Genomic DNA, 12,057 nt, shown 5'->3' with positions numbered 1-12,057 from the left:
CTTGAAACAATGCTTTTTTAAAAATTACGATCATCTATTACGTTCCTGCAGTTGAAACCGCAGGCTATGTTTTCAAAGCATTTCTCAAATATATTCAAATATAGCCCGTGGTTTCAACCACGGGAAACAAATTATGATCAATTTAGACCATTATTTCGATATCTAATTTCCAAGATCTAACATGGTAATTCTGTTAAGATTTGGAACAATATCCTTAACAGAACTCTACTCAAAATTGATTACTTTTGTAAAAATTGACTTTTTTTATGCAAATTGATCTTTCTACACTCGACCCAAAGCAAAATATCATCATTAAAGGAGCACAAGTACATAATTTAAAAGATGTAAGTGTTGCAATTCCGCGAAACAAACTTGTTGTGATTACAGGGCTTTCGGGATCAGGAAAATCCAGTTTGGCATTTGATACTTTATATGCCGAAGGACAGCGCCGTTATGTAGAAAGTTTATCATCTTATGCGCGTCAGTTTTTGGGTCGCTTGGACAAACCAAAAGTGGAATATATAAAAGGTATTGCCCCAGCAATTGCAATTGAGCAGAAAGTTAATACGACAAATGCCCGTTCGACTGTTGGTACTTCGACTGAAATTTACGACTACATCAAACTTTTATATGCCAGAATTGGCCGTACTTTTTCTCCCGTTTCAGGACAGGAAGTCAAAAAAAATACTGTAACCGATGTTATTTCTGATGTAAAAACGTTGGGAATTGATAGTAAATGGCTTCTCTTGGCTCCAATTCATTTAGAAGAAGGACGACAGCTAGAAGACAAACTAAAAGTGCTTTTACAGCAAGGTTTTGCTCGTATTTTAGTAGATAATGAAATGGTGCGCCTAGATGATTTTACAGCTTCCGATTTACATACTTTAGATAATAAAGATATTTTATTAATCATTGACCGTATTGTTGTTAAAGAGGAAGAAGAATTCTACAACCGTTTGGCAGATGCTGTGCAAACTGCTTTTTTTGAAGGAAAAGGAATTTGTTTTCTTCAGGAATTAGGTACAGAAAAACGTTTTTCTTATTCTAATAATTTTGAATTGGACGGCATTACGTTTTTAGAACCAAATGTGCATTTGTTCTCTTTCAATAATCCTTATGGTGCTTGCCCAGTTTGTGAAGGCTACGGAAATATTATTGGTATTGACGCCGATTTAGTGGTTCCAAATACTTCTTTATCTGTTTTTGAAAGTGCAATTTATCCATGGCGAGGCGAAAGCATGAGCTGGTATAAAGATGAATTAGTAAAACATGCTTACAAATTTGATTTCCCTATTCATAAACCTTATTTTCAGTTATCCGAAGAACAAAAAGATTTGCTTTGGAAAGGAAATCAGTATTTTCAAGGCTTGAATGATTTTTTCAAAGAATTAGAAGAGAAAAATTATAAAATACAAAACCGAGTAATGTTATCGCGTTACCGAGGCAAAACAAAATGCCACGCCTGTCGCGGAAAACGATTGCGCGAAGAAGCTTCATACGTAAAAATCAATGGAAAAACGGTTTCAGAATTAGTTGATTTGCCGATTAGACATTTGGTTACTTTTTTCAAAAATATTGATTTAAATGTTTATGAAGCCCAAATAGCTAAACGTTTGATGGTTGAAATCAATAATCGCTTGTCATTTTTGACCGAAGTTGGTTTAGATTACCTAACATTAAACAGAAATTCATCAACCCTTTCTGGAGGAGAATCACAGCGTATTAATCTTGCGACTTCGCTAGGAAGTAGTTTGGTTGGTTCGATGTATATCTTAGATGAACCAAGTATTGGTCTTCATCCAAAAGATTCGGAACGTCTTATAAAAGTTTTGCTTTCTCTACGTGATTTAGGAAACACGGTAATTGTGGTTGAACACGACGAAGATATCATGAAAGCGGCCGATATGATTATTGATATTGGTCCAGAAGCAGGAACTTTTGGCGGAAATTTAGTAGCTCAAGGAACTTATGAAGAAATCTTAAAATCAGATTCGCTTACGGCAAAATACCTGAATGGCGATTTAGAAATTTCTGTTCCGAAGAAAAGACGAAAATTCAAAAATCACATTGATATTATTGGCGCAAGAGAAAACAATTTAAAAAATATTGACGTTACATTTCCGCTTGATGTGTTAACGGTTGTTACAGGAGTTTCTGGAAGCGGAAAAAGTACTTTGATAAAAAAGATCTTATTTCCTGCGATGCAGAAAAAACTGGAAAATGCGGCCGAAAAAGCAGGTCAGTTTAGTGAAATAAAAGGTTCTTTTTCGCAGATTAAACATATTGAATATGTCGATCAAAATCCGATTGGAAGAAGTTCGAGATCAAATCCGGTGACTTATATTAAAGCGTATGATGATATTAGAGATTTATATGCCAAAGAAAAACTTTCGAAAATAAGAGGTTATCAAGCAAAACATTTTTCTTTTAACGTTGATGGCGGTCGTTGCGAAACCTGCAAAGGAGAAGGCTCAATAAACATTGAAATGGTTTTCATGGCCGATGTTTCTCTGCCGTGTGAAACTTGTGGCGGAAAACGATTTAAAAAAGAAATTCTAGAAATCAATTTTGACGATAAAAACATCAATGATATTCTGACTATGACTATTGATGATGCAATTGCTTTTTTCGAAAAAAACAAACAATCAAAGATCACTCAAAAATTACAGCCACTGCAAGATGTCGGTTTAGGATATGTTCAATTAGGACAATCCTCATCTACCCTTTCTGGCGGTGAGGCACAACGTATTAAATTGGCTTCGTTTTTAGTAAAAGGTGCAACAAAAGACAAAGCTTTGTTTGTATTTGACGAACCTACAACTGGATTGCATTTTCACGATATCAAGAAATTATTGGCTTCGTTTGATGCTTTAATCGAAAAAGGTCATTCAATAATTGTAATTGAACACAATCTTGATTTAATCAAATGTGCCGATTGGATTCTTGATCTTGGTCCTGAAGGCGGTGAAAACGGTGGGCATTTATTAGCCACAGGAACTCCAGAAGATATTGTAAAAGTAAAAGAATCTGTTACGGGGATTTATTTGAAAGACAAACTTTAAATGTGCTTTAAGCCTTAGGCAATACGCTTTAGGCTTTTGCTTTTAGGAATATTAAAAAAAACAGCCATTAAAATGGCTGTTTTTTTGTTTGTTTTTAGGTTTGATTCTGCTTATAGCCTAAAGCGTAGAGCTTAAAGCCTTTTAAGCGACTAAACATTTCTCTTCAAAAGGAACACCATCTTCATCGATGGCAACTAATATTTTTTTCTGCTTTGAGGCCTCTAAAGTAAGATAAAGCCATGCAAACGACCACAATCCTAACGTCAAGCAAAAAATAATAAAATTCAAACCATGATTTACTACTTTTCCGCCTTTTGAAAGTACGGCAAAAAGTAATTCATCATTTCTTTCTTCTAGTGTAAACCCATTATGAACTTTGTTTGAGATCATATTTGAAAACACTTGCAAGCTTTGTTCTTGACTAAGTGGATTGCCTTTCATAATCATTAATTAATTTAAAAGATTAATCTAAATACTACTACAACTACTTAACACTTTTCTCTTCCCGAAAAGTATTTTCAATCTCAATAAAACATTAGAATTTCAACTTTTATTGCTTTATGAATGATATTTTTTATCATTGCCAGCAAAACGTTGCTTAATCCTTAGCTAAAGTTAGTTTTAATAAAATTAACTGCAAAGAAAAAAAGTGTTAAAATTTCAAAGTTAACAACTTAGTATCAATACCTTAACCCTTATTCTTGACTCTAAACATTAAGTAAATCTAGTCTAGCATTACCCTTACAGAACTCTACAGCTCTATAAGATATTTGTGTTTTTAAGAAACACTATTTTTTTTATGATTATTAAAAAAAAGTCAGAGATGTTTACTAAATTTTAATCCCTATTTTCCCCAATAAGCTATCAATTACCTTATTAATATCTGGAGAGATTTTAAATTTATAATTCAGATACACATATAAAATAGTCACCAAAATAGATTTTAAAGCAATACTGATTAATTGGAAAAATGGAAATTCCCAGAAATAAAAGACTAAAAACAATGCAAATGTCAGCAATGCAGAGTAAATAGTTTCTTTTGTAAAGGGATATAAATGAAGCTTTTTAACCACAAAAAGAAGTTTTGCCAAACTATATAAAGTTATAGAAAGAAGTGTCGCAAATGCAGATCCAAAAATTCCGAAAATCGGGATAAAAATCATATTCAGAACAATAGTCAAAACAACCAGCATAAGTCCTAAATATAAAACCATTCGGTAGTATTTAGTATTAAAAATGATTGCGTTATTGTTTCCTAATATCAAATCAAAATATTTCGACAATCCAATCATAAATACAACAGCAATACCACCACTGTATTCCTTTGGAACCAATTCATAAAGCTGACTGATATTTACAAAAATACAAAGCATTACAAATCCACCCACCATTTGCAAATTGATCGAGGTCTTTTTGTAAAGTGAATTCAATTCATCGTGTTTGTTTTCATGCATTAATTTTGCTGTAATTGGATACACAATTTGATGCATTGCACGGCTCGGAACCGAGATTACCAAAGCTATATATGTCGCAACTGAGTAATACGCAATGTTTTCGATTTTCATATATTGATTCAGCATCAATTTATCGCCATCTAAAAGCAAATTAGCTACACTTCCTGATAGGATAATGTAAAATGTATATTCCATTACTGCCTTCACATTCTCTGGAATTGTAATTTGGAAATTTGGCCTTTTGATGTAAAACGCATAAAACATTGTTACCATAAAAGCCAAAAAATAAATCGCCGCAGTTACATATACAAATTCAACTAATGAAATCCATTTAAAGTACAAACCAATCAAAGCAACTGTCGAAAGCAATCGCAAACCAACTTCTTTAATAAAATTTCCAAAAACCGAATGCATATGCACTCTAGCCCACGCATAGAAAATCTCAAAATAAGCCATACAAATTCCGATAAACGGAATCAAGAGCATAAACTCTTTTACAACTGGATTTTCTTTTGAAACAAAAGCGGTGATATCATCAAAAAAGAAAAGCCCGATTATCCCTAACGGAATACACATTAAAATAGGAAAAAGTGCCGTGAAGGATAAAAACTGCTCTCGTTCCTCTTCTGTTTTATATTGTGAATAGAATTTTACCAAAGTATTCTGCATCCCGATAGCAAACAAAGGCATAATAACATTTGCTGCCGAAGTAATGTAATTCGTTAAAGCATAGTAAGTTGCACCAAGAAAAACAGGATACAAATAAAGTGTATTGATGGCTCCAATTGCGAAACCTATATAGGTAATAATAGTATTTTTGAAAGATTGATTTAAGACAATACCCATTTTTGGATTTCTGAATTTAGATTTTAGATTTTTTGCAAAATTAGACTATTCACTAATCAATTGTGCTAATTGTTTTGTCAAGTTTTTTCGGGAATATTGCTGTAAACCAACACCATTAGACTGTAATTTTCCTTCTAAAAATTGATTATAAAAGTCCAAAATTACGCTTTTTAACTTCGCTTTTTCAGAATAATCAAAAAATACTCCTGTATTGGTTTCTATGATAATATCGGCAAAATCAGAACCTTGAGGTCCAATCGCTATAATTGGGCGGTTTGAGACCATATATTCAAACAATTTCCCAGGAATAATACTTTTAGTGTCTTCAGAATTAATTTCGATTAAAAGTAAAACCTGTGATTTTTTTTGATGAGCAATTGCCTCATTGTGCGATACATATCCCAAAAGATTCAAATAATCATTCAACTTAAATTCTTCAATAGCATCTAAAACTTCTTGGCTGACTGCGCCAATTAACTTAATTTCTAAATGCGATTTAAAATCTGGAATTTCATTAAGAAGCTCAACTAAACATTCCCATAAAAATCTAGGATTTCTATCTGATAAAAAGGAACCAATATGTGCCAGCGTAAATTTGGTATCCAAAGGCTGTTTTTCAACCTTTTCAATATCGTAACCATTTGTAATAACAGAAATTGGCTTGTTAGTAATAGCCTGAAATTCGGTTTTTGTAGTTTTACTCGTTACAATGATAGTATCTGCAGTATTAAGTACTTTATGCTCTAAACTTTTATGTTTTTTTTCAGCATAAGATGATAAGCGCAATGCTTTATGATAACCAATAGTTGTCCAAGGATCACGGAAATCAGCAAACCATTTTACATTTAATTTTTCTTTTAATTCTAAACCAATTAAATGCAAGCTGTGTGGCGGACCCGAAGTCACAATGGTATCTATATTATTTTCTTTGATATATTTTTCAAGATAAGCAACTGAAGGTTTTACCCAGAAAACACGCGCATCTGGAATAAAAAGATTACCTCGAATCCAAAGAAAAGTTTTATCTAAAAATGTCTGCTTTTTTTTATGTGGAAAAATACCAGAACTGATTTTCTTGGTTTTATTTTTAGAAAACACAGAAGCCAGCTGATATGGTTCCCAAATTTTATTTTTAAGAACAATAACTTTATCTGAAATTTCGCTTACTAAACCTTCGTCAACAATTGGATAAGTTGGATTTTCTGGAACATAAACAATCGGCTGAACATCAAAATCTGGCAGATATTTTACAAATTTCAACCATCGCTGTACTCCCGGTCCCCCTGCTGGTGGAAAGTAATACGTAATAATTAAGAGCTTTTTTTGTTCCAATGAAAATCGTTTATTGTTTATGGTAAAATTATCTTAGAGTCATTTTTCTATATACTCGATAAATGATATAAAATAAAAGCAAGCAATTTAAAACTATCCAAAAATTATAAAATCCCCAGACAATTTTATACTCAGTCTTCATACTTGAAAAACTAAAGTATTCTCCTTGACTTTCATTATAAAAGTCATCATATCCCATCATGTAAATTCCGCAAAAAACAAAAACGAATAAATCAATAATGGTAAAGAGAACTATTTTTAGAATCGTAGAAAATCGCATTCAGAAGTTTAAACTTCAGTTTTGTTTCTATTAAGTTTTCTGTTCTCAAAATAAATACCACCTGCCAACAGCAATAACATTCCTATTGAACTTATCAAAGTAATTGTTCCTCCAGTTTTGATAACCTGGGGTTCAAACTTAAACTCAATTGTATGTTTTCCGCCTGGAATTTCCATTGCTCTTAAAACATAATCAACAGGAAAATGATCTGTCAACTTGCCGTCAACGTATGCATTCCATCCATTTTTATAATACATTTCAGAGAAAACAGCTAAACCATCATTTTTGTTATCAGATTGATATTTAATATAATTTGGCTTGTATTCTACAACTTTAATAGTTCCAGTTGTGTCCCATTGCTTTTTCATGCGAGCGTTTTTAAACTTCGCTTCGTGCTCATGAACGTTAAAAACAGCTACTTTTTTAGTATCAATATGATCTAAAGCTTTCATGACATCATCTGGCCTATTTACCAGTTTTAAATCACTTACAAACCAAGCATTTCCATTAGCTTCAGGATTTATAGTCGGAATCTGATTTCCTTCTTTATCAACCTGAATTACATACTTAACATTTAGCATATTAAGTATTTCTAGATTATTTTTTGCAATTTGGTAATCGTATAATTGCTGCATTCTTCTTGGTCGAACAGCACTATAACCACCAATAGTTTTATGGAAATAAGACGATCTTCCTTGCAATTGTCCTTGTAAGTCAAATACACGGTAAATTGATTTATCCTCTAAAATTTTAGTATCGGCTGGCGTTTCTTGAAATGGAGCTGCAATTTGAACCGGACTCACAAAATCTTTAGCTGAAACATATTTTTTGTCTACAAAAAACAAATCGAAAATCATTAAAATTCCAACAATGATTAATGTAGTTGTCTGCGAAAATTTGTTTTTAATAAACAACCATAAAATTCCAAAAGTTATCACTATAAAGAATCCAGAACGCAATAAATCAGCTGAATAAAGTGACATTCTATCTTCTTTTAAAGCATCAACAAAAGCTGGACCGTAACTTTCTAAATAACTTTTATCGTTCATTCCTGTAAAATGGAAGAAACTTTTTGCACACACTAATATCAATAAAATACCAAGCCCAAAAACCCCTGTTTGAACTAATGCTTTTTGCTGTAATTTAGGTTCATCTTTAGCTTTAAAAAATGACTGAAGTCCCATAACTGCTAGAACAGGGAAACATAACTCCAGAATTACCTGAATTGATGAAACAGCTCTGAACTTATCGTACATTGGAACATATTCAATAAAAAAGTCTGTCAGTAATGAGAAATTCTTTCCCCAAGAAAGCACCAAAGTAAATAACGCTCCTGAAAGGAAGACGTATTTTATTTTTCTTTCATCAATAAACAATGCTAAAACAGCTAAAAAGAAAACGACTACTCCAATATATGCTGGCGCAGAAACAATTGGCTGGTCTCCCCAATACGTCGGCATTCCAGAAACAAAGTCTTGAGCCTGATCAGAAGGAACTCCTTGCTCCATCATAAACGCATACATACGGCTGTCTGTACCTACATTTTCATGACTTGAACCTCCAAAAATTCTTGGTGCAATTAAATTTAAACTTTCTGCAATTCCATAACTATATTCAGTAATATAATCTGTAGTCATTGCTGCGGTTGTCTCATTTTTGGTTCCGTCAGGATTAAAAGTCAACTCGCTTTTATCACGAATACTGTATTTTGCATATTCGCTTGTTGCTAATAAATTTCCGGCATTGGCACCAATAGCAAAAATTCCTGCTACTGTCAAAGTTCCAATCGAAATTAAAAGCGGTTTATATTCTTTATCTTTTATAAAATTGAAGGCAAAATAACCTGAAAGAATCAATAGGAAAATCAAAAGATAATAGGTCATTTGAAAGTGGTTGGCATTAACTTCTAATGCAACTGCAAACATGGTGAGCAAACCTCCCCAGACATATTTTTTCTGAAAAACAAGTATGAATCCGGCAATAACAAGAGGCATATATGCAATGGCATGCGCTTTTGCATTGTGTCCAACGCCAAGAATAATAATTAAATAGGTAGAAAATCCAAACGCGATTGCGCCAATGAAAGCTTTTAACGGATCTGTTTTTAAAACTAGCAACAATCCATAAAAACCTAAGAAATATAGAAATAAGTAATCAGCCGGTCTTGGTAAAAAACGTAAAACATCATCAATTTTCCCAACAAAATCATTTGGATAATTCGCACCCAACTGATAAGTCGGCATTCCGCCAAAAGCAGAATTAGTCCAGTATGGTTCAGTATGCTCGGCAGCTCTGAAGTCATTTTGCTCCTTAGCCATTCCGGTATACTGTGCAATATCTGATTGGAAAATTTGTTTTCCTTGCAGAACCGGATAAAAATAAATTAATGAAACGAGAATAAAACCCAATACTACAAGGGCGTGCGGAATGAACTTATTTACTATTTTCAATTTTGGCTGGTTTGGTTAAATGATGAATCCTATTTTATCAGGATACAAACTTAATCTATTTCTTCGTAATCAACATAATCACCCACTTTTTTGGTTTCGCGCGGGTTTTTAGCATTGGCAGTGTTAATGATTATTTCGTCATTATTATTGTTTTGAGTTTTCTGCCAAGAATTATCCTGGCCGTATTGCTGTTGTCTTTGAAAATTTTCACCTGCTTTTTCAACCGCTTTCTTTACCAATACTGGTAAAAAGATTCGAGCTAAAAATTTAAAAATATAATAAAACGCAATGATCCACATTATCGTTTTAAACAAGTTTGTAAAAGATGCTTCTTGCATAACTATATAATTTTTGCCAAAATTAGTAAATCCGCTGTTTAAAATTAAAATATCAATCTTAAATAAATAATAAAATATAGTACATTTGAAATGCGTTATAACTTTTTAATCCAAAAATACATTTATGTTAAAAGTTAAAAAATTATTTATCACAGCTCTTTTTTTTGTGCCTCACTTCTTTTTCGGACAATATACCGATGTAATCAATTCAAATCGTCCTGGTGAAACTATGTCTGCTTACGCAGTTGGAAAAACTGTTATTCAGGCTGAACTTGGTATTTACGGAATCAAAGAAAAACACGATTTGTTAGATTATGATGCCAGCGGTTTCGGAACCGATTTTACACTTAGATACGGTGCTTTTCTGGAACAATTGGAATTTGTACTTGATGTACAATATCAAATGGAAAATTTTGATACTCCATACACTAGCTACAAAAAAAACAATTTCAGACAAACCGTTTTAGGAGCTAAATATTTAATTTACGATCCTTATAAAAACTACAAACGAGAAAACAATATTTATAGTTACAAAGCAAATCACGCGTTTAACTGGCATGAATTAATCCCAGCAGTTTCTATATTTGCAGGAGCAAATTTTGTTGGCGCAGACAATCCGTATTATTTTTCTCCAGAAAGTGCTATTTCTCCAAAAGTAGCTTTGGTTACCCAAAATTTATTTGGAGGCGGAAAATGGGTTTTTGTTACTAATATTATTGCAGATTATATCGGAACAGATTATCCGAGTTATGGATATGTTTTAACTTTGACCCACGGATTTAACGAAAAATGGTCTGGATTTATAGAAAACCAAGGCTACAAAAGTGATTTTTATAGCGATGCAATTGTTCGTGGTGGTGCTGCTTATCTGCTTTCAACAAATATGCAGGTTGATGCTTCTATAAGTACGAACTTCAAGAATACACCTTCAATATTATACGGAGGCATTGGTGTTTCTTGGCGTTATGACGGCTGGTACAAAGAAAAACTGACCGAAGTTAAAAACAAAGAAAAGGCCGATAAAAACTCTGATAACAAGAAAGAGGTTGATTATCAAGAAAAAGAAAGAAAACGAAAATCTAAATACGAATAAATTTTATAACTAAGTCTCTTCAAAAAAAGAGAAACTTATACTCCAACTTAATGATTACAATTAAAGAAGCCAAAACTAAAAAAGAATTAACTGAATATATAAAATTCCCTTTTTCACTTTATAAGGACAGTCCGTACTGGGTTCCTCCCATTATTGCTGACGAATTGGAATCTTTTGACAAGACAAAAAATCCTGCTTTTGATAATGCCGAAGCTTATTTTTATATCGCTTACAAAGACAATAAAGCTGTTGGCCGTATTACTGCTATTATCAATTGGGCCGAAGTTAATAATCAGCATAAAAGAAAAGTGCGTTTTGGCTGGTTTGATGTAATTGATGATATTGAGGTAACCAAAGCATTGCTTGAAAAAGTCTACGAATTAGGCCGAAAACACAATCTAGAGCATGCAGAAGGCCCGATGGGATTTTCTAATTTAGATAAAGTTGGAGTATTGACTGAAGGCTACGACCAAGTTGGAACCATGATTACGTGGTACAATCATCCTTATTATGTAACACATTTTGAACAACTTGGCTTTAAAATTGAAAAAGAATATATCGAAAGTATTTTTCCGTTTTCGAACGTAAAACCAGAGTTTTTTCAGAAGGCTGTGGCTTTAATCCAAAAACGTTACGAAGTTAGATCACTAACTTTCACTAAAACAAAAGACATTATGCCTCACGTAGACAAAATGTTCGATCTGTTTAATGAATCGTATGAAAAACTAGCTTCCTTTGTAGCGATTTCTGATGTTCAAAAAGAATATTTTAAAAAGAAATACATTAGCTTCATCAATCCTGAATACATTAAGTTTGTGGTTGACAAAGATGATAATCTGGTCGCTTTTAGTATTGTAATGCCAAGTTTTACAGAAGCTTTGCAAAAAATAAAAGGCAAATTGTTTCCGTTTGGATTTCTACAATTGTTGAAGGCTAAAAAGCACAGTAAAGATGTTGTTTTTTATTTAATTGGAGTTCATCCTGATTATCAAAATAAAGGCGTTACGGCTTTAATTTTTGATGAATATTATAAAACTTTTTCTGAAAAGGGAATCCGAAACTGCATCAGAACGCCTGAGCTTTTAGAAAACAATGCTATTCATTTGCTTTGGAAAAACTTTGATCCAAAAATTCACTGTCAAAGAAAAACGTATTTGAAGAACTTGTAAAAAGTATTCAGTGAACAGTTTTTACTATTCAGT

8 protein-coding genes are annotated in these 12,057 nt (G+C 32.6%); 3 read left to right on the top strand and 5 right to left on the bottom strand.

Annotation, left to right across the window (positions count from 1 at the left end; genetic code table 11):
- The first annotated feature begins 266 nt into the window (after positions 1-266).
- The gene (gene uvrA / locus RB619_RS01755; RefSeq protein ID WP_308093377.1) at positions 267-3,062 is read left to right on the top strand and encodes an excinuclease ABC subunit UvrA; all 2,796 of its coding nucleotides are present in this window, start codon (positions 267-269) and stop codon (positions 3,060-3,062) included.
- 141 nt (positions 3,063-3,203) lie between these two features.
- Here the strand turns inward: uvrA and RB619_RS01750 are convergent, their stop codons facing one another.
- The 5 genes from RB619_RS01750 to RB619_RS01730 all read right to left on the bottom strand — a co-directional run bounded on the left by RB619_RS01750 (position 3,204) and on the right by RB619_RS01730 (position 9,762).
- Positions 3,204-3,503, bottom strand: coding sequence for a hypothetical protein (locus RB619_RS01750; protein WP_144337265.1), 300 nt, complete (start codon positions 3,501-3,503; stop codon positions 3,204-3,206).
- 389 nt (positions 3,504-3,892) lie between these two features.
- Complete coding sequence (locus tag RB619_RS01745) at positions 3,893-5,362, bottom strand: polysaccharide biosynthesis C-terminal domain-containing protein (RefSeq protein WP_308093374.1); 1,470 nt, start codon at positions 5,360-5,362, stop codon at positions 3,893-3,895.
- A 45-nt stretch (positions 5,363-5,407) separates the two neighbouring features.
- Positions 5,408-6,694 carry a glycosyltransferase family 4 protein gene (locus RB619_RS01740; RefSeq protein ID WP_308093372.1) on the bottom strand — a complete coding sequence of 429 codons (1,287 nt, stop codon included), beginning with the start codon at positions 6,692-6,694 and terminating at the stop codon, positions 5,408-5,410.
- Positions 6,695-6,982: 288 nt separating this feature from the next.
- Complete coding sequence (locus RB619_RS01735; RefSeq protein WP_308093370.1) at positions 6,983-9,424, bottom strand: YfhO family protein; 2,442 nt, start codon at positions 9,422-9,424, stop codon at positions 6,983-6,985.
- 50 nt (positions 9,425-9,474) lie between these two features.
- On the bottom strand, positions 9,475-9,762 hold the full coding sequence (locus RB619_RS01730; protein ID WP_308093368.1) for a DUF4834 family protein: 288 nt from the start codon (positions 9,760-9,762) through the stop codon (positions 9,475-9,477).
- A gap of 124 nt (positions 9,763-9,886) precedes the next feature.
- Between RB619_RS01730 and RB619_RS01725 the strand changes: the two genes are divergently transcribed.
- Both RB619_RS01725 and RB619_RS01720 read left to right on the top strand, forming a co-directional pair.
- The gene (locus tag RB619_RS01725; protein WP_308093366.1) at positions 9,887-10,855 is read left to right on the top strand and encodes a transporter; all 969 of its coding nucleotides are present in this window, start codon (positions 9,887-9,889) and stop codon (positions 10,853-10,855) included.
- A gap of 50 nt (positions 10,856-10,905) precedes the next feature.
- Positions 10,906-12,024, top strand: coding sequence for a GNAT family N-acetyltransferase (locus tag RB619_RS01720; RefSeq protein ID WP_308093363.1), 1,119 nt, complete (start codon positions 10,906-10,908; stop codon positions 12,022-12,024).
- Positions 12,025-12,057 lie beyond the last annotated feature (33 nt).

It is taken from the genome of Flavobacterium sp. LHD-80, assembly GCF_030929605.1.
In the GTDB taxonomy this organism is placed as follows: domain Bacteria; phylum Bacteroidota; class Bacteroidia; order Flavobacteriales; family Flavobacteriaceae; genus Flavobacterium.
This window is presented reverse-complemented; position numbering and strand designations above follow the sequence as displayed.

Excerpts from the sequence above, each read along its gene's own strand:
- uvrA (WP_308093377.1), top strand. The coding sequence starts at position 267 with ATGCAAATTGATCTTTCTACACTCGACCCAAAGCAAAATATCATCATT.
- RB619_RS01750 (WP_144337265.1), bottom strand. The coding sequence starts at position 3,503 with ATGAAAGGCAATCCACTTAGTCAAGAACAAAGCTTGCAAGTGTTTTCA.
- RB619_RS01745 (WP_308093374.1), bottom strand. The coding sequence starts at position 5,362 with ATGGGTATTGTCTTAAATCAATCTTTCAAAAATACTATTATTACCTAT.
- RB619_RS01730 (WP_308093368.1), bottom strand. The coding sequence starts at position 9,762 with ATGCAAGAAGCATCTTTTACAAACTTGTTTAAAACGATAATGTGGATC.
- RB619_RS01725 (WP_308093366.1), top strand. The coding sequence starts at position 9,887 with ATGTTAAAAGTTAAAAAATTATTTATCACAGCTCTTTTTTTTGTGCCT.
- RB619_RS01720 (WP_308093363.1), top strand. The coding sequence starts at position 10,906 with ATGATTACAATTAAAGAAGCCAAAACTAAAAAAGAATTAACTGAATAT.